The 19,197-nt window shown below is 47.5% G+C and carries 13 protein-coding genes; 10 read left to right on the forward strand and 3 right to left on the reverse strand.

Features of this window, described 5'->3' with window-relative positions:
- The first annotated feature begins 30 nt into the window (after positions 1 to 30).
- Complete coding sequence (locus HS103_07870) at positions 31 to 2,376, forward strand: copper-translocating P-type ATPase (protein ID MBE7512718.1); 2,346 nt, start codon at positions 31 to 33, stop codon at positions 2,374 to 2,376.
- Between the two features lie 2,152 nt (positions 2,377 to 4,528).
- Here HS103_07870 and HS103_07875 read toward each other — a convergent pair.
- The 3 genes from HS103_07875 to HS103_07885 form a co-directional block, all read right to left on the reverse strand.
- Positions 4,529 to 4,705, reverse strand: a complete 177-nt coding sequence (locus HS103_07875) for a hypothetical protein (GenBank protein MBE7512719.1) — start codon at positions 4,703 to 4,705, stop codon at positions 4,529 to 4,531.
- A gap of 630 nt (positions 4,706 to 5,335) precedes the next feature.
- The gene (locus HS103_07880; protein ID MBE7512720.1) at positions 5,336 to 5,671 is read right to left on the reverse strand and encodes a helix-turn-helix transcriptional regulator; all 336 of its coding nucleotides are present in this window, start codon (positions 5,669 to 5,671) and stop codon (positions 5,336 to 5,338) included.
- 241 nt (positions 5,672 to 5,912) lie between these two features.
- A complete protein-coding gene (locus HS103_07885; protein ID MBE7512721.1) occupies positions 5,913 to 6,578 on the reverse strand; it encodes a hypothetical protein in 666 nt (221 codons plus the stop codon).
- 98 nt (positions 6,579 to 6,676) lie between these two features.
- On the opposite strand from HS103_07885, the gene HS103_07890 reads away from it, so the two are divergent.
- The 9 genes from HS103_07890 to HS103_07930 all read left to right on the forward strand — a co-directional run bounded on the left by HS103_07890 (position 6,677) and on the right by HS103_07930 (position 18,900).
- Positions 6,677 to 8,281: an SAM-dependent DNA methyltransferase gene (locus HS103_07890; GenBank protein MBE7512722.1), complete on the forward strand. Its 1,605-nt coding sequence runs from the start codon at positions 6,677 to 6,679 to the stop codon at positions 8,279 to 8,281.
- Positions 8,268 to 9,593: a restriction endonuclease subunit S gene (locus HS103_07895; GenBank protein MBE7512723.1), complete on the forward strand. Its 1,326-nt coding sequence runs from the start codon at positions 8,268 to 8,270 to the stop codon at positions 9,591 to 9,593. Before HS103_07890 ends, HS103_07895 begins: the two co-directional genes overlap by 14 nt.
- Entirely contained in the window at positions 9,590 to 12,520 is a 2,931-nt protein-coding gene (locus HS103_07900) for an HsdR family type I site-specific deoxyribonuclease (protein ID MBE7512724.1), read from the forward strand. Before HS103_07895 ends, HS103_07900 begins: the two co-directional genes overlap by 4 nt.
- Complete coding sequence (locus HS103_07905; GenBank protein ID MBE7512725.1) at positions 12,520 to 12,855, forward strand: M48 family metallopeptidase; 336 nt, start codon at positions 12,520 to 12,522, stop codon at positions 12,853 to 12,855. Before HS103_07900 ends, HS103_07905 begins: the two co-directional genes overlap by 1 nt.
- Positions 12,856 to 12,965: 110 nt before the next feature.
- On the forward strand, positions 12,966 to 13,460 hold the full coding sequence (locus HS103_07910; GenBank protein MBE7512726.1) for a hypothetical protein: 495 nt from the start codon (positions 12,966 to 12,968) through the stop codon (positions 13,458 to 13,460).
- Between the two features lie 146 nt (positions 13,461 to 13,606).
- The gene (locus HS103_07915; GenBank protein MBE7512727.1) at positions 13,607 to 15,067 is read left to right on the forward strand and encodes a 7-cyano-7-deazaguanine synthase; all 1,461 of its coding nucleotides are present in this window, start codon (positions 13,607 to 13,609) and stop codon (positions 15,065 to 15,067) included.
- Positions 15,064 to 16,230 carry an ImmA/IrrE family metallo-endopeptidase gene (locus HS103_07920; protein MBE7512728.1) on the forward strand — a complete coding sequence of 389 codons (1,167 nt, stop codon included), beginning with the start codon at positions 15,064 to 15,066 and terminating at the stop codon, positions 16,228 to 16,230. The genes HS103_07915 and HS103_07920 overlap by 4 nt, the downstream gene beginning before the upstream one ends.
- Positions 16,231 to 16,283: 53 nt before the next feature.
- Positions 16,284 to 16,865: a hypothetical protein gene (locus tag HS103_07925; protein ID MBE7512729.1), complete on the forward strand. Its 582-nt coding sequence runs from the start codon at positions 16,284 to 16,286 to the stop codon at positions 16,863 to 16,865.
- 73 nt (positions 16,866 to 16,938) lie between these two features.
- Positions 16,939 to 18,900, forward strand: coding sequence for a hypothetical protein (locus tag HS103_07930; GenBank protein MBE7512730.1), 1,962 nt, complete (start codon positions 16,939 to 16,941; stop codon positions 18,898 to 18,900).
- The last annotated feature ends 297 nt before the right edge of the window (positions 18,901 to 19,197 follow it).

A 19,197-nucleotide genomic window follows, 5' to 3' on the forward strand; every position in this document is an offset into this window, starting at 1 on the left:
GGTTAACCGATTTGGCTGAGGAATAAATGTATGACAAACCAACCAACAGCAGAAACACTCCCCATCATCGGGATGACCTGTGCCAACTGCGCGGCAACCATTGAACGCAACGTCCGCAAATTAAGCGGGATCGTCAGCGCCGAGGTCAACCTTGCCAGCGAACGCCTGACGGTCAATTATGATCCTGCACTTCTGAGCCATGATGAAATTGTGGCGCGGGTACGTAAGGCGGGCTACGACGTACCAGAGGTAAAAGCGGGTGAAACAGCAGAAGATGCAGAGGCAGCAGCGCGTGCGGCAGAAATCGCACACCAAGAACGCCGCTTGTTGATTGGTGCAATGTTCACTGTGCCGTTGTTCATCCTGAGTATGGGGCGCGATTTGGGCATTTTTGGCGCGTGGGCATGGCAACCGGGGGTGAACATCCTCTTTTGGGCGCTGGCGACGCCCGTTCAGTTTTATGTAGGGTGGGATTACTACCTCGGTGCATACCGCGCCCTCCGTGCCGGCAGCGCCAACATGGATGTTTTGGTGGCGTTGGGGTCGTCCGTTGCCTACCTTTACAGTGTGGTGATCACGCTTCTGCTGTTGAATCCCACGAGTGCGATGCCGCTTCATAGGGTGGGGGCGCATCATGTCTATTTCGAGACCGCCGCCGTGATCATCACGCTGATCGTCCTCGGCAAGCTGCTGGAAGTGCGGGCGAAGGGGCGCACCAGCGCGGCAATTAAAAAACTGCTTAACCTGCGCCCCAAAACGGCACGGGTTGTTCGTAATGGACAGGAGCTTGATCTCCCGATTGCCCATGTCATCGTTGGCGATACGGTGATCGTCCGCCCAGGCGAAAGTATTCCGGTAGATGGGACCGTTGTGGAGGGGTATAGCGCCGTTGACCAAAGCATGATCACGGGCGAGAGTTTGCCCGTGACGCGGACGGTTGGCGAGACGGTGATCGGGGCAACGCTGAACAAACAAGGGTTTCTCAAAATCAGCGCAACGCGCATCGGGCGCGATTCTGCGCTGGCACAAATCATTCGGCTTGTGGAGGAAGCGCAAGGCTCGAAAGCGCCCATCCAACGCATCGTTGATCAGGTGTCGGCTGTCTTTGTTCCAGCCGTGATCGGGATTGCCGTCCTCACTTTTGCCTTGTGGCTGATCGGCGGGGCGGGGCTGACCAGCAGTCTGCTGCGTATGGTCGCTGTCCTCGTCATTGCCTGCCCCTGTGCGATGGGCTTGGCGACGCCCACAGCGATCATGGTCGGGGTGGGCAAGGGCGCAGAACAAGGGATTTTGTTCAAGAACAGCGCCGCCCTCGAAAAAGCCTATCAAATCAATGCCATCATTCTGGATAAAACGGGGACGATCACGCGGGGTGAGCCAGCCGTGCGGGAAGTCGTCATGGCGGGCGCTTGGGAAGGCAAAAGTGAAACCCTGTTGCGTCTTGCCGCCTCTGCTGAGCGGGGCAGCGAACACCCGCTTGGGGCTGCCGTTGTCGATGCGGCGCGGCGCATGGGGTTTGCCCTTGAAGAACCAACGAGGGTGGAAGCCTTTGCCGGACAAGGAATTCGGGCGGTTGTTGGCGGAGAAACCATCCTGATTGGCAACCAGCGCTGGCTAGACACCGAGGGGGTCGCCCTTAACGGGCTTGAAGGGGACGCCGAACGTCTTCAAGGCGAGGCGCAGACCGTTCTTTGGGTGGCGGTAGGGGGCGAGGCACGTGGGCTGATCGGGGTTGCCGATACGGTGAAGGAGACCTCTGCCGAGGCGATTCGGGCGCTGCACACAGCGGGCTTGCAAGTCATCATGATCACCGGTGACAACGCTGCAACCGCGAATGCCATTGCCCGTGAGGTGGGCGTGGATCGCGTCATGGCGGAGGTTTTGCCCGCCGATAAAGTAGCCGCAGTCAAGCGCCTTCAGGCGGAAGGACTGGTTGTGGCGATGGTCGGTGATGGAATCAACGACTCGCCCGCGCTGGCACAAGCTGATGTGGGCATGGCAATCGGGACAGGGACGGACGTGGCAATCGCGGCGGCTGATGTTACGCTGATGAGCGGCGATCTGCGCGGGGTGGCGAAGGCGATCCGCCTCTCGCGGGCGACGATGCGCGTGATTCGGCAAAATCTGGGGTGGGCGTTCGGCTATAACGTGGCGCTGATCCCCGTAGCGATGGGAGTCTTTGCCCTGATCCCCGCTGCTCCAGACTTCCTCCGCCAGTTGAGTCCGATGTTGGCGGCGGGCGCTATGGCGGTGAGCAGTGTGAGTGTCGTGACGAATTCGTTAAAATTAAAAACGGCATCGTTCCCGCCGCTGAAGGATTTCGCTCAAGATAATCCGAAATCCGCTCACCATCTTCCAACTGTCCAGTCTCAGTAACCATTGAGCTATCCCCATGAAGCTGCACAATCTTCTTGCGGATAGCTTCCCAACTTCTGACGGGCAATGCAGCAGAAATCTCAAGTTGCGTTGCCTGTCTCTGAAGCAATTCTTCCAATACCTCAAGCTCATCATTTCGCCAGCGATTTCCACTCGTCCGGTTGGCTTTCTCGCCATCCCGTTCTAAACGTTCAAGATAATCCTCGTACTTTTCTTCATCACGGATAGGCTTGGGCGAAATGTGGAAGTTTCGTTTGCCGATAATTTCGTAGGCTTTCAATCGAATAGCGTGCCAGTTCCGATTTGGAAGAGCCTCAGCAATCTTCACTTGGTCTGCTTGCTCATCAATCAACTTAGTGAGTGTCTCCACTTCATCTGGAAACCAAATGGTTGAACCATCCGCACGATAGGCAACATGAATCGTGTCTGTGGTGTTATCGCGCCAGTGGATTTCGACGTTGACCACGCGATACTTCCCAATTGGATTGACAACAATACGGGAAATAAACCCCTGAGCGACACCCTGTTTTGCATCAGTGTCCAACTCATCCCACGTCTCAAGAACCTGCCGTGCTTGCTTTGCGAGTGCTAGAAGTGCGTCTTGGTGTTTACTTCGACGGTCTAGGTCTGCAAGTTTGTTCCCTAGACGTTCCTTCTCGTGATCGAGGTTGGTGTACTCAAGCTCTAATGCCTTGAGGTAAGACTCAGATTGGACAAAACTGGAGTTTCCTAGAATTGCCTGCATTTTCTGCTCAACTGATGCACGCTGATGCAGAAGGACGCGGCGCTCTGTCTCAAAGTCCTCACCTGTTGTTGAGAGAACTTCCTCCCACACGCTTTTATCAAACGTGAGCTTAAGTTTCTTGTGAAGCATCACCGTGAGGGCATTGTCGAAATACTCACATCGCCGTGACCATAAGAGATGCTGGTTATCCGCCAAATCCATGTAATGGCAAACATAGGCATACCCTTCAATGGATTTTTCCCAAGCCACTGTTGCTCCACGCCATTTGCCTTCATGATACGAACCAACTAATCCAGTGTAGATAGCAGGCGGGGCAACCCGTTCTTTTTTCTTGGTTGAATGAACACGCCCTAAGCGTGGTGCATAATCGGGATTGGGTTTGCCTTCAAGGGTATACGGGGAAAGGTAATTGAAGGCTTTGTAAAAGAGGTCTTCAGGAACAATGGGTGGGTGATTATTCCAGACCACAATATGTCCTTTGTGCATCCAGTGACCTAGATAGACAGGATTGGTCATCATGTTTGTCAGGGCAAGACTACCAGGCATATAAATGTGACCACGTTTGAGCATTCGCACGGGCTTCCCGAAAATGTACCCTCGTGACACGAGGCGTTGGAGGTCTGGATCATCAAAATCAGGAAAGTGAGGACCGTGTTCAAAAATGTGGCGAAGTGTTCCGCGAATATTGCCACCACACTCTACAAATAGCTCGAACAATTCCACCACAACTTCGGCACATGGTAGGAATGGCTCAAACTTGCGCCACTGTGGATTAGGCACACCACTTGAGAGGTTTTTTCGGTCATCTACCATAAACCCCAAATTGATGTTCCCACCCATCCACATACCTTGCAGAAGCATTCGTTCTTTGGCTGCCATAAGGCGACCACGCACATATGAGTTGAGGTAATCGGCTGCCTGCTCTGCACGCATACGGAAGAGTAAACGGTGATATGACCCTTCATACTTATCCGCAAAGTTGTACTTAAAGTAGGGGGTAATCACACGAACGTCGCTTTTGACACACGCATCAATGAACACATTGACCTGAATTTGTGTCTCGTCACGAAAGAGGCGGTCTTCTGCTTGTACTGCAACTGTGCCAATGCCACAGGTGATAATCAGGTTATACAGACGACTCATGCCTTTGCGCTCATCAATACGCTTTGCCCCACTCACACCCTCATCTTCATCAATGAGCATAATTTGGTCTTCCTGCCAACCTAACGACTTCACGTAACGAGGCAAGTCAATTTGCTGCATGTCGGTAGAGATATTCCCTACCTGCTTCATCGAAGATTGGCGGTAGTACACCGCAACTCCTCGATCCAGTGGGAGTGCGCCGGGAATGGCTGGCGTTTCAGACTTGTGTTGCGCTTGATAAGTACGTTTTGCTGCCATAGTAAATTATCCTTTTTGTCTCTCTTCCAGTTCTTGCTCAGTGTCCTTCAAATGCTGTGATGTTTTTGCCCGTACAAAGCCTTTGATGAGCGCACGATAGGCATGATGAAAATCAATTCCGTTCTTTTCCTCTTTACGCTGGTGTACGTGAACTTGAAAAGGTGTGAATGGTTGGTCTGGCATAACTCCTTTGCTACTGGTAGTAAATAAAAAAGCCGTCAACGCCTATGAAGCATTGACGGCAAACGTCGCCCACGAAATAATTGCACGTTAGCCTTCGATGCTGTCTCTATCAGCGTCGCTGGTTAGCTCTCGGCGGGTGTTACCAGCACCTTCCGAGAGCGCAAACCTTAGAATTATATCAATATTACCATAAAAATCTAAGGCATAAACACCAAAGCTATTGGTGGGACGCATTATCTATAGTAGGTTGCCGCGTAACCGCGCCTATATTTGTGTTTTGATGTTGGGTTGAGCAAGTCACTAAGTCCAACCAAGAATTTCGCAAAGGAAGTAATGAACGGGGCGCGATGCTCATAGCGCCATAAGCGTTGTTCTTCTTGAAGGAGAAGATATTGGTACAGATTGCGTGGTTTAGCGAGGCGTTTTCTCTTTGCCCATCGCACAAGTTGAGCAAGATCATTGCGACGGTGCAATAAGTGACACGCTGACCAATATGTATCTAGACTTGTTTGGAGGGAGTTGTAGTGCTGGTACTGCTTGAGAAGCGAATCTGGCATATCGAGTCTGAATCTAGCAGGACTCATTAAGAAGAGTCAACCAGCAGAATCGAGATAAGAACTATGCCCAAAACTATTCTGAGGAGTGTCGCTTTATCGTATCTGAAATAAGCTGTACTGCTTGAATAGCTGCCTGCTTATCCTCTTGGGTAGGAAGTGTATGAAACTCTTGGAGCAAGAGTTGGTCAAGATCATCTACCTGAAAGTCGCCTTCAAAAAAATATGAGACAGGCACACCTAATACACGAGCAAACGTTGGAAGTTCTGTGGCAGGTAACTTCCGTTTGCCGTTTTCGTACTCTGAGACTGCTTTTTGATCGCGCTTAACGGCCTCGGAGAATGACTCTTGAGACATGCCGATACGTTCGCGGGCGCGACGAATGCGTAAGCCTAATTCAACTTGATCCACAGACACAATATTCCAATTTAACATAAAAACCTATTGCGAGAATACCAAGAATCCGCTAGACTGTTTATATCGTTTTCGCCATAGTTTCTTAGTTGAAATTCAACTAAGAAACCTCGTCCTGTTCACTGAGTTGATATGAGGAGCGTGTGCAATGGCACTCGATCACGGTGGCGGCGGTTCATAGCACTTGTAACCGTCAGTAGTGGAAATGGGCAACAGTCTTTGGCTGTTGCCTTTTTAGTTACCACTCCCACTTAAAGATATAGCCTTCATATAAACGCGGTTTGTTGACTTCCCATGTATAGGAAATGCGTCCGTCAGGGAAATGTGTCTCGTGTTGCACCCCTAATTGATGTGAACGTTTTAGATTGTTTTCCACAATAGCTACGTTTCTTGGAAGACGATCTTTGGGGAAAATAATCCTTGCGGTTAGTACCTTCATAGGATGGTCAACTTGAATTTGAAATGTCTCATTATTAGTCAAAAAACCATTTTCAATGGTGCGCTCGATGAAGATTTCTTCCTCCATGCCTTTTCGATAGTTCTGGCGGAGGGATATAAGTACAAAATGACGATAGCCTTCTTGGTATATGTCTACTGGAAAACCGGGTGAACATTTATAATCGGCAAAGATACTTCCATCGCCCCAAATCTGATCCTGAATAGCAAATACATCGTCGCGCAAAAATATCACCTTCTGGCGCTTAGTATGCACCGCAACTCTGCCCTGCGAATCAAGAAGCTCTAGGGTAGCTTCGTGATGATTAACTCGATACAGTCCGTGAAAACGCGATTCTCGCCAAAATCGCAAGACTTCGGCGAACACTAGGCGAACAAGCTCTGAATTCACAAGAACTGAGAGGAGGGAAAGATTTTCAGATGTTGATGAGGCGGGCGGTTGTGACATAGAACAAATGTAATTATCTCATCCGAAAAAGGGCTAAGAAAGTACGAAGTTTCTCGGTATAATTTTGAACCTAATAAGCACGGCAAAGGCAAAGATGAATGGAACTGTCAACGTTACAAAATTGGTTATGGAGAGCAGCTTGCTCCATTCGTGGAGCAGAAGATGCTGCTAAGTATAAAGACTATATTCTTCCCCTTATCTTCTTTAAGCGATTGAGCGACGTATTTGAAGATGAACTTGCAAAACTTGCCCGTCAATTAGACGTTGATATTCCAACTACAGAACTTCTGGTTGCTGATGATCGCAAACTCATTCGGTTTTACCTATCGCCAGAAATGAGATGGAATGAGATTCGTAAGAACACAACCAATCTGGGCGAAACACTAACTGATATATTGCGGCAAATTGCAAGAGAAAATCCTAAACTACAAGGGGTAATTGATCGCCGTGACTTTAACGCTACGGAGCAAGGGCAACGTGTGCTGGATGATGATATTCTCGCTGGATTGATAGAGATACTCAGTGAGTACCGCCTGGGTCTTAAAGATGTTGAACCTGACATCATCGGACGTGCTTACGAGTATCTTATTCGCAAGTTCGCCGAGCGTGGGAGTAGTGCGGGTGAATTTTTCACACCAACTGAGGTTGGTTTCTTGATCTCTCGTATACTCGATCCTCAGCCGGGTGACACGATTTATGATCCCGCTTCCGGTTCAGGGGGTTTGCTGATTAAAGCTCAGTTACGGCATAGAGAAAAACTAGCTACTGCATCCAGCAAGTCTATAGATGATCTAAGCCCAGAAGACGACCCACTGCCTGTGCATCTTTATGGGCAGGAATACCAAGCGGATAACATCGCGGCTGCCCGAATGAACGCCTTTATTCACGACATGGACGCAGAAATTCTACGCGGAGACACAATTCGTAATCCCCTGTTTTTGGATGGTGGTAGTTTGCGGAAATTTCATAAAGTTGCCGCAAACCCAATGTGGAATCAGAATAATTTCGCTGAAAGTGTCTATGAGAATGATACTTTTGGGCGTTTCATCAATGGTATTCCACCAATTAATAGTGCCGATTGGGGGTGGATTCAGCACATGTTTGCTAGTCTACTCCCAGGCGGGAAAATGGCTGTAGTTCTCGACACAGGAGCAGTAGCACGGGGAAGCGGCAACAAGGGAGCAAATCGTGAACGGGACATCCGCAAAGCCTTCATAGAAGCTGACAGGATAGATGCGGTAGTCCTTTTACCAGAAAATCTGTTTTTCAATACCAGTGCGCCAGGTGTAATTATGGTCATACATCGTACTACAGTCGAAACACCTCGCGCTCATGCGGACGAAATTTTACTGATAAACGCCAATAAAATGTATGAAAAAGGCAATCCGAAAAATTTTATGACTGAGTTACATATCAATCAAATTGGGGAAGTCTATCTTGAATGGAGAGAAGTTGAAAACCTCAGTAAAGCGGTCAAGCGAACGGAGGTGATTCGCAACGATTACAACGTATCGCCCTCGCGCTATGTTTCCCATTCGGATGTTGAACCAGCGCTCCCGCTTGAAGAGGCATTAGTCCGCTTACAGGAGGCAGAGGAAGCCCGAAAAGAGGCTGATAGGAAATTAGATTCAGTAATGGAAATATTAGGATTTGTAAATTGGCGTGAATTCGATAGCAAGGTAAACAACAATGATGCGGAATAACCCCCCCTTGACACAGTTCAAGGAGACAGAAATTGGTCAGCTTCCCTCAGATTGGAATGTCGCCGCTATAAAGAATTGCGTCACTTTTTCTCGAAAGCCTAAGAGCTTGAATTTATCTCAATTTGAACTCATCCCTTTTGTACCTATGGAACTCATTTCTGAGCAAGGAATATATGCAAATCAGTTTGAACTTAGAAGTCCAACTGAAATAAATAGCGGAAACTACTGTGAACGTGGCGACCTTCTAGTTGCGAAAATAACACCTTCTTTCGAGAACGGCAAGCAAGGTATTCTAATTGACATTCCTCTTGATTTTGCATATGCAACAACAGAAATTTACGCCCTTAAGCCTATCCCTGAAGTTCTCAACCCAATTTTTCTCTTTGGATACCTTAAAATTCAAGATATTCGCATGGACATAGCGGGGAAAATGGAAGGGACGACAGGGCGACAGCGCGTTCCAAAAAGCATCATTGAAAATTGGATGATTCCACTTCCACCCCTACCAGAACAACGTCGCATAGCCGCTGTCCTAAAGGTTATACAGGAGGAAATTTCCGCTCAAGAGGATATTGTCAGCGAAATGCGAGAGTTCAAGCGAAGTACAATGGCACATCTATTTACTTTCGGGATTTACAAATCTCCTGTTGAACTTGTCGAGACCGAAATAGGGAAGTTTCCTAGCCATTGGAAATTCTATCCGATTGGTCAGTTAGTTGACATCAAATATGGCTATCAGACTTCTATTCCAAAAGCAGCTTTATCAACAGGTGTAGACATCATTAGCACTGCCGAGATAAAGAATGAAGGCTATCTTGATTTAACAAGAATTCGGAAGATAGATATTGATCTTTCGTCTGTTGAGCAATATTTGATTCGCAAGAACGATATTCTATTTAATTGGCGTAATGCTCAAGAGCATGTTGGGAAAACTGCTCTTGTCGATGTTGAATTATCAGAGCCAACGATCTTTGCCTCTTTTATCCTTCGGCTTCGACCAGTTCAACACGTCAGCTATAATTTTGTTCACTACCTTCTGAGTTTCTTGCGAAATCAAGGCGTTTTTTTTCGTCTTTCACGACGCGCGGTCAATCAAGCTAATTTCAATGCCAACCAGTTAAGTAATTTGGTTGTACCTGTTCCATCGCCTGAGGATCAAGATGCGATAACAGAGCTTTTGAAAGATATTGATGAAAAAATAGCGGCTGAGGAAGATCGAAAAGCTGCGCTTCAAGAACTTTTCCGCAGTCTACTTCACCAGTTAATGACTGGACAAATTCGCCTCCTATCAGACGAAGGATTGCCTTTATGAGCCGTATCAGTGAGCAACGGGATGTTCAAGACCGCCTTGTAAATTACCTTCAAGGAAACGCTTGGCAATATCTCCCGCCGTTTGATAGCAACCTTGCCCGACAAAATAACGAACGAAATCCCTTCTTAGTTGAAACCTTGACAACACAATTCGCCATGCTAAATAGCTGGCAAGTTGGTGATGCTCGAATTGAGGACGTGGTTCGTCGGCTGCGGCTACTTCCGGCGAATATTGAGGGTAATGAGCAGTTCCTCAAAGGGTTACGTGGACAGTGGACGGCGTATGACCCTACACAGCAACGTGAACTCAATGTCAACCTGATTGACTATGAACATCCTGAGCGCAATACCTTTCACTTCACTCAAGAAATGTGGTTTGAGGATCGGGATCGCCGTCGAATGGACATGGTGCTATTCATCAATGGCTTGCCTGTCGTCCTCATCGAAAACAAAGCACCCACATTGCCCGATGCCGGAGAGCAGGGTTTTCGACAAGTCCAAGAAACATATACTGCCCAAATCCCAGAGTTTCTCAAGTTTCCAATTCCATTTGCCGTCTGTGCGCGGGGTGTAGAGTATGGCGCAACGTGGAATCCGCGCATGACTGCATTCTACACATGGAAATTACACACTAGCGCAACTGGACTGGAAGCTCTTGGTAAATCGTTCTTTGATCGTCAAAACGTACTCAATATCCTTCGTGACTACACCATTTTTTATCGAAGCGAAGATACATTACAGAAATACCTGATGCGCCCTCATCAGATGCGGACGGTGGAAAAGATTGTTGAACGTGTCATCGAAGGAATTCATGGCGCGGAAGCGAATACAGGGCTTGAGTGGCACACACAAGGTAGCGGCAAAACCCTGACGATGATCGTGGCGGCACACTTGCTCCGTCGTCAGCGTGAATTAGAAAACCCAACACTCCTCATCGTAGTAGACCGAATTGAACTTGAAACCCAGATGCAGCAAAACCTTGAAGCGTTCGGTTTTGCTGGTGTGACACGCGCAGAGAGTAGAGAACACCTGCGGCAACTGCTGAACAATGATTATCGTGGTTTGATTGTGACGACCATCCATAAGTTTGACCGCATGAATGCTGATGCCTGCACTCGAAAAAATGTTATCTTGCTAATTGATGAAGCACATCGTTCTCAGGAAGGCGATTTAGGTGTGTACTTGAATGCTGCCCTGCCAAATGCCTTCAAGTTCGGGTTTACTGGAACACCGATTGATAAGGGTAAAGTAGGAAAAGGCACATTTAAACTCTTCGGACAGTTTGATGCTGAAGGGTATCATGACAAATACAGCATCAATGAGAGCATTGAAGACGGTACAACTGTCCCACTGTACTACACACTTGCACCATCAAAAGTTTGGCTTGATAAAGAGCAACTTGAGACAGAATTTCACGAACTCCGTGATGAATTCTTTAACGAACTTGATGAGGAAGGCGCGGAAAGTCAAGAAGCCCTTTCCCGTCTACTCCAACGCGCTGATAAATTGATGGCTGTTCTGAAGTCTCCATCTCGTATTACAGCCATAGCGGAACATATCGCGCAACACTTCCAAGAAGCTGTGCTGCCGCTCGGTCTCAAAGCATTGGTCGTTGCTCCTGATCGTGAAGCCTGTGCGCTCTATAAGCAAGCACTCGACCAATTGTTGCCCACAGAATGGAGTGTAGTAGTCTATAGTCCAGACCATAAAGATATTGGGCTACTGCGTGAATACCACCTTGATGATGATAGTGAAAAGCAGGTGCGCCGTGCATTCCGTGACCCTGCGAGAGACCCAAAAATCCTAATTGTGACAGAAAAATTGCTGACGGGGTATGATGCTCCGGTTGCCTATGCAATGTACTTGGATAAGCCACTCAAAGACCATACGCTGCTTCAAGCAATAGCACGAGTGAATCGCCCCTATCCAAACAAGAAAAGCGGTTTGATTGTTGATTATCAAGCGATTTTTGAAGATTTGCAGCGGGCATTAGCATTCGACCAAGCCAGCATCACAAAAGGTCTCATTGACCTTGAAAAGCTCAAAACTCGGTTTGGCGAACTCCTCACAAGCGCAGAAGGCATTGTTGCCCCGATTAATCCCAACAAGGTTGAAGGGCGTACTGATAGGTTACTTGAATACTTCTTCGATACTGAAGTCCGTGAACGTCTCTTTGAAGTGTTTGGCGAACTTCAAGATGCCTTCGAAATTCTCTCACCTGATGCCTTCTTGTATCCATACTTGGATCGCTTTGCCTTTGTCACTCAACTTTACCAAGTGGTCTATGCAGAGTTCTCCCCAAAAGCACAACAACAACGGCTAGAACGCCAGCTTTTGAAGAAAACAGATGCATTGATTCGCCAGCATGTATCTGCTGATCGAGTCGTTTCGCCAATGCACATATATCCTATCAATCGTAATCTTGCCGATGTGGTCAACAGCGATAATGTCAGCGCCCAGGTGAAGGTCATCAATTTACAACGTAGCCTCATCGCAACAATTGAAGAACTCGGCGATGAACAACCATATCTATTGAGTTTGAGCGATGCAGTGGAAGAAGTAATCCAACGGCTCTTGGATCGGCAAATTAGTGCGGAAACTGCCCTTGCTGAACAGTTGAAAAATGCTGAACGGCTGGTGGAAATGCAAGAAGCACGGGCTGAAAGCGATTTAGATAATGTGGCATTCTCGCTCAACATGGTACTGCGTGGTAGCCAACAATTTGCAGGTGATACAGATATACTCGCTCAAGAACTCGCAGCTTTGCTAAACCAGCGACAAGGATGGATCTACAACGAACGCCTAGAGGGACAAGTACGCACAGAACTATATGCTCGGTTGCTGAAAGAACTTCCAAAACCAGTAAACCCGCAAAATGCCAGAAACCTCGTCAATGATTTGCTGCGAATGCACAGAACGGTGATGTGATGACAAGTCACCAGACTTTTGCTTCACAAGCATCTCATTCGTCGGAGCATCTTCACAGTATGATTGATAGTTGGGCGACAGAGATTGGTGTCTCAGTCACTCGTGTTCAAATACGAAAAATGAAGCGAAAGTGGGGATCTGTCTCGACGGCTGGCATTTTGACACTTTCTAGCCACTTGCTCTGTCTCCCTCTTGACCTTGCAGAATACGTGATTGTTCATGAGCTTGTGCATTTGCGCTGCCCAGATCACAGCAAAGCGTGGAAAGTCAGCATGGGGCTGTATCTTCCAGACTGGCGAATACGTCATAGCCAGTTACAGAAGCATCGTCTCTGACATCCTTCTAGTAGCCTGACATTTTATTCTGACATTGCAAAAAATAGATTGACAAGTCAGGTATTTTCGCATAGACTCCGATTCATGAGGTTGAGTCTAGGAGTGGTGAAATGCCTGACGGAGATGTCGTGTATCACGGCGTGGGTCGGGGATACGCTGGAGCGTACAACGAACTATGTGAGGGATACTTTAGTGATGAGCAGGTTGCAGGAAAAATAGCAAAAGCCCTCCGTAAAGGACTGAAGCGATACGGCAATCAGCCGATAACGCTTGTTACTCAAACCTTTGCTGATGTCTCCGACGCTGTTGCTAGGGGAACCGGAATCCTGTCTACCCAAGAAAGCTACCAGATAGATCAAACGGCGCGTGAACTCATGGGTCATCGGCGGGGAACTCCGCTTGCCGTTGATGCTTGTAAAGAGTATGTCATGCAGGTTTGTGCTGGGGCTGGAAATAGCCTTACCGTTGTTTCTGTCATACGTGGGTACGTTTCGCGGGTACTGCAAGCTGACTTTTACGAACATCTGCCGCTTCTTAATCACCACAACGACATATCTTCAGAGGTCGTTGACCAACGGATTCAGCAAGTACGCCCCTCACGTTGATGTAGAAATTGAAAAAATAGTGGCACAAATCGCCAAAACTGGTCGGGTTGACCGTTTGCGTAAAGAAGCTCGTGATCGTACCAAGTCACAACCTGATTTTTCGGGAATGGATATTTCGATGCCGGGTGATTGGCAGGATGGTGACAATGATGACGATGCCTGAGCCTCACTACACCTTTGATTTTGAGGGGCTTTCTGATCACCTTCAGAATAGCCACCTGCAAATTACTGACCATCTTGAGGGGAGAACTGCAACGATTCGTGTTTCAGTGGATGACACCGATTTTCTCCACCTTCGTGGATTACAAGTTGATGGTCATATTGCAGACCTCATTGACTTGGCGGTTGCCATTTCTGAAGCGGATCGTTGGTCGCAGCGTGATCCTGAATTCCCCTGTGTCATACGTGTCCGTTTGCCTGTGCGTCATCTTGAAAGGTTCAATCAACCTGGACTGCATGAGCATCTTCGAACGATGTTGTATTGGTTCACTGGTGATTATTGGATCTTCGAGTTTACTGCCCTAAGCCAGCAACGACGGTTTGCTGAACTGCAACGTCCGTTGTGGAAATCATCAAACGCAGATGTTCATGCCGAAGTTGCGCTTTGGAGTGGCGGGCTTGATGCTTTGGCAGGTCTCTGCAATCGCATTCATCAAGGTATAGCTGATCGTTTTCTTCTTTTTGGGGCAGGAGGAAACTCCTCAATACGTGGTGTACAGCAGCGTGTGTTCCAACTCCTAAAGAAGCGTTTAGGTGGTGATTTGCACCTGATGCAATTGCACATTTATCAACGCGATACCAAAAAAACTGGGCTGCGACCAGACAAAAAACTGAGGGCGCGTGGAGTGGTCTTTATGCTCTTAGGCTCTGCCTATGCTCGTTTAGAAGGGCAACATGCGCTCGCGCTATATGAGAATGGTACGGGCGCTATAAACCTGCCATTTCGCGCCTCTGAGGTGGGACTTGACCATGCTCGTTCCGTCCATCCCCTCTCGCTACATGGGGTCAGTAAATTGGTGTCTTTTGTTCTTGAGGAGCAATTTGTCGTTCACAACCCATTTATCTGGTGGACGAAAGCAGAAATGTGTCATGTTTTGGAGAAATTGGGGGTAACGGATATTGCTTGGCAAACGGTCTCATGTGATCGACAACACAGGAAAGATACTCCTCAATGTGGGCGTTGTTCATCTTGTCTCCTCCGGCGCGAAAGCTTTCTCGCCTCTGGCATTCCTGATAAGACCCGATACCTTATTCATACTGAGTCGGGAAACGCTTTACATGCGCTTTTACGCAAAAGCCAACTACCACACATGATGTATCAATCTAAAACCATGTATGCTGCACTCCAAAATGGACATGCTTGGGATGTTTTCGCACGGCAACATCCAAGTCGTCTTGCTGATATGGTAGACCGCTTAAGTCAAGAAGTAGGCGAAAATCGTGAAAACATTATCGAAGAAGTAGTTTCTCTCTTTCAGCGATACGCTGATGAGTGGATGCAACCGAGCGTAAGAGCGGTTTTTGACCGAGAAATCGAGGACATAAAACGTGTCCCCAAACGCACGAAACAACCGAACGCTGTTTCGCATGAAGGAATGCAAAAATGAACGACGCTGAAAAGATATTGAATGCTCTCGATGCACGCGAATTCGGCAAGCGACTTCGCCTAGCTCGTGAACGGCGAGGCATGACGCAAGACGACGCAGGAAAGGTCATCAACGTTGGTCGTACCACGATTGTCGCAATCGAAAAGGGAGAGCGTAGGATTCGCCCTGAAGAGCTAATTCAACTTGCAATCGAATATGGACGTGATGTGAATGATCTCATTCGAGAGATGCAACCAACGCTCTTCACCGAACCGCAGTTTCGGGGACCCGAACACTATGAAAATGAAGAAGACGCGCAGATCGAACAATGGATTGAAACGTTAAAAGAACTCGCTGCGGATTATTTTGAGTATGAGCAACTTCTCGATGCTCCAATGGTCAAAAAATATCCGCCAGAATATCAGATGGGTAGGCTTAAAGCAGATGAAATTGGCGAAAGCATTGCCCTTGAGGAGCGCCAACGGCTAGGACTGGGTGATAAACCAATTGGGGTGCTTCGGACGCTACTAGAACAAGAAGTTGGGCTAAGGATTTACTACTTACCGCTCAAGCCCTCAAAGTATTCGGCAATATATGTCTATAGCGATCAAATCGGTGGTTGTATTGCAGTAAACAGTCAACACCCTGAAGAGCGGGATAGATTATCTCTTGCTCATGATTACGGACATTTTCTCACCTCACGCTATAAACCCACGCTTTATATCGAAGGGTTTTATCCTCAACGGTCTGACTCCGAAAAAATTGCCGATCAATTTGCGGTTCATTTTCTTATGCCAACGACGGGGATTACGAGAAGGTTCACTGACATTCGCAAGACGAAGGGGAAGGTTACGCCATACGATTTAGTAGAAATGGCACACTATTTTGGCGTGTCTTTTGAAGCACTATGTTATCGCCTTGAGGGGTTACGGCTCATTCCATCTGGAATGCTTGAGCATCTCAAAGAACAAGGATTTAAAGTGCAATATGTAAAAGCGCAGTTAGGACTTGAAATGTTGCCAGCAAGTCGGCAACGCCTGCCGCTGCGTCATCAACTTCTTGCTGTTGAAGCACTCGATCAAGGTCTTGTAAGTGAGAGCCGATTTGCCCAATTACTTGAAGTCGATCTCCTTGAGGCACGCGCAATTTTTGCTGCCCTTAAAGGTGAAGCACTCTCCTTCTAGGAAGGTAGTGGTCATGCCACATATATTGGAACTTCGGTGAAGGAGAACAGTAGTTGAGCAGCGAACTAGCCTTCCAACATGAATGTGTTATCTGTGATGCGTGCTCTGTGATTAATTTGTATGCAACAGACCGAATGGGAGACATTTTACGGGCTGCTCCTACCCGTTTTGCCGTTTGTTCCCATGTGAAAGATAAAGAAGCGCTCGGAGTATTTAATGGACAAGTCATTGACGGAAAACGCCAACGCAACCCTATCAACTTAGAACCACTCATTACGGCAGGTATCCTCGATGTTGCGGCACATGATTGGAACATCCATGCCAATCAGATTATCGTGTTAAGTCGAGCTGGTATTAGTGGAATGGGTGAAAAAATTTCCAGTGCAATTGCCCTAGAAAAGGGATGGGGAATAGTCACAGATGATCGTCATGCCCATAAGAAACTGACCGTTTTGATGCCTCAGACCCAAATTCTCACAACGATTGATTTGGTACGGCACTGGGCGAATGTGGAGAACATCGGTGTTGATGTTCTCCGTGAAGTGCTGGAAAAAATTCGGATAAGAGGGAATGCCGAACCAGCGCAAGACCATCCACACTATGCGTGGATTATGAGTATAGTGTCTACCCCATAATGGGGGCGGGCTATGGGTTTATAATCCGAAATTGAGGCATTTCTGCCTCTCTAAACAACGCTAAGGAGAACTTATGTGGTCTGACAACGAGGCAAGTATTGACCTGCTACGCTTTCGGTCACTTGCAAAAACAATAGATGATGTCATTACAACAGATAGCCTTCTACCTACCACGATTGGCGTTTTTGGTGACTGGGGAAGTGGCAAGTCCACCTTGCTGAAAATGATTCAGAATGATCTTGAGGGTATGGATGGTGTCATGTGCCTTACATTCAACGGATGGCTGTTTGAAGGATATGAAGATGCCAAAACCGCCCTTATGGGAAGCATCATTGATGCCCTTGAAGAGCACGCAAAAGCAAACGAATCAATATTCGCAAAATCTGGGGCGCTCATCACGAAATTGCTCGGACGAGTGAGTTGGATGCAAGCCATTGGTCTTGTGGGTAAATACGGTCTCCCTATCCTTTTAGGGATGCCTCAATTAGCTGCCCTTACTGCGGCAGCGGATATGATGAAAACTCAGCCAACTAGCCCTGAAGAGTTATCGAAACTCATTAAAGCGAATCCCAAAGAACTCCAAGAGATCCGCCGCGACATAAGGGATTTCAGAAAAGATTTTGCCCAGCTACTTCACGAAACAGAGGTTCGCACGCTGGTAGTGTTTATTGATGATTTGGACAGATGCCTGCCTGAAACCGTGATAGCGACATTAGAAGCAATTCGGTTATTCCTTTTTGTGCCTAATACCGTCTTCATTCTCGGAGCAGATGAACGGTTGGTAGAGTATGCTGCCCGTACTCGTTTCCCAGCTACTCCTGGCGTAGAGCGCGAACTTGCTCTCGGTAAAGATTATTTGGAAAAACTCATTCAAATCCCATTGAGAATCCCGCCTTTGAGTGGTGGTGAAATTGAATCCTATATGAATCTGCTCTTTGCAGAAAAAGCACTTGATTCGGATTGCTACTCGTCCCTTTGCGAGAAACTCACACAAGCAAAACCTGCTGACGTATTTGCGCGAACATTCGATATAGAGAGCGCACGTAACATTCTGAAGCAAGATGATGTCTCGCTAATACAAGCTGATCTCGACCTAACAGCAAGAATTGTTCCCATATTGAGTCAAGGACTTGGTGGCAATCCACGCAGGACTAAGCGCTTCCTCAACACCATGATTTTGAGAATGAAGTTAAGTAAAGAGCGCGGTATTGACTTACAGCAGCGTGTACTTGTGAAATTGATGGTGCTTGAGTACACAAAATCAGAGTTCTTTAAGCAAATTGCGAACTTGCAAATCCTTCAGGAAGGGAAACCAAACGAACTCAAAGAAGCCGAAAAATACGTAATTGGTGCGGCAACTGAGACAGATAAGGAAAATCTCGAACTAGCTCAAGCTACGGATTTGCCTGCACAAAAAAGCAAATTGAAAGATTCTAAGTCTGCTGCCCATACGAGTGGACAGGATACAAGTGAGTCATCGCTATCTTGGCAAGTCCAAACATGGGTAACAGATGAATGGATGCTCCGATGGTTAAAACTTGATCCGATACTAGCGGATATTGATCTGCGCCCATACTTCTATATCGCTCATGATAAGGTTGGAGGGTTCACTGGAAGCCAATTACGCCTTACCCCCAGAGCAAGAGAAGTATTGAATCGCCTGATTAGCCCGCAGGAAGTAACTCGGAAAATTGGTCTAAAAGATTTGGAAACCCTCAACGAAGCTGACGTGAATTCAATATTCCAAAGTTTGACTGACCAAATACGGCAAATGGAAGGTTCTGCGACTACGCAACTTGAGAGAACCTTGTTTGATGTAGTCGAGAAGAAACGAGACTTGCTTCCACAATTAATTGCGTTTTATGAGGCATTACCTGATTTGCGGATAGTGCCTGCTATTCCGCCAATGCTTTTACGGGTGTCAAAAGATACTCCGGCTGAAGGTATTGCCCGTAATCTCATGACACGTTGGTCAAGTTCTTCAAATCAAGGGCTTGCTTCGGCGTCAAAGCAAATCTTAAACAGAAAGAACTGAGCAGATATTTATGGGAACCTCAAGCTCCTCACCTGGCCCAAAACGCCCTCCGAACCTATTGCCACCTTGGGGTGGCGATCCTATACCACCAAATCCGCCTCCACCGGATCAGGATAATGAACCTTTAGGCAACGCTACGCCTACATTGCCACCTCAGACACAAAAACCGACTCCTTGGAGCGTACCTAAAGGGGCAATGACAAGGTTTGCACATGGGGGTGGTTCGCTAGGGTCTGTGGGACGATCTTATGTAAGTGCAAATGGTGGGGCAAGCCATCTCGCCACTTCAGCACGATC

Source organism: Anaerolineales bacterium, from assembly GCA_015075625.1.
Taxonomy (GTDB): Bacteria; Chloroflexota; Anaerolineae; order Aggregatilineales; family UBA2796; genus UBA2796.

What these genes read in the sequence shown, in the direction of transcription:
- HS103_07870 (MBE7512718.1), top strand. Translation starts at nt 31, where the DNA reads ATGACAAACCAACCAACAGCAGAAACACTCCCCATCATCGGGATGACC.
- HS103_07875 (MBE7512719.1), bottom strand. Translation starts at nt 4,705, where the DNA reads ATGCCAGACCAACCATTCACACCTTTTCAAGTTCACGTACACCAGCGT.
- HS103_07885 (MBE7512721.1), bottom strand. Translation starts at nt 6,578, where the DNA reads ATGTCACAACCGCCCGCCTCATCAACATCTGAAAATCTTTCCCTCCTC.
- HS103_07890 (MBE7512722.1), top strand. Translation starts at nt 6,677, where the DNA reads ATGGAACTGTCAACGTTACAAAATTGGTTATGGAGAGCAGCTTGCTCC.
- HS103_07895 (MBE7512723.1), top strand. Translation starts at nt 8,268, where the DNA reads ATGATGCGGAATAACCCCCCCTTGACACAGTTCAAGGAGACAGAAATT.
- HS103_07900 (MBE7512724.1), top strand. Translation starts at nt 9,590, where the DNA reads ATGAGCCGTATCAGTGAGCAACGGGATGTTCAAGACCGCCTTGTAAAT.
- HS103_07905 (MBE7512725.1), top strand. Translation starts at nt 12,520, where the DNA reads ATGACAAGTCACCAGACTTTTGCTTCACAAGCATCTCATTCGTCGGAG.
- HS103_07910 (MBE7512726.1), top strand. Translation starts at nt 12,966, where the DNA reads ATGCCTGACGGAGATGTCGTGTATCACGGCGTGGGTCGGGGATACGCT.
- HS103_07915 (MBE7512727.1), top strand. Translation starts at nt 13,607, where the DNA reads ATGATGACGATGCCTGAGCCTCACTACACCTTTGATTTTGAGGGGCTT.
- HS103_07920 (MBE7512728.1), top strand. Translation starts at nt 15,064, where the DNA reads ATGAACGACGCTGAAAAGATATTGAATGCTCTCGATGCACGCGAATTC.
- HS103_07930 (MBE7512730.1), top strand. Translation starts at nt 16,939, where the DNA reads ATGTGGTCTGACAACGAGGCAAGTATTGACCTGCTACGCTTTCGGTCA.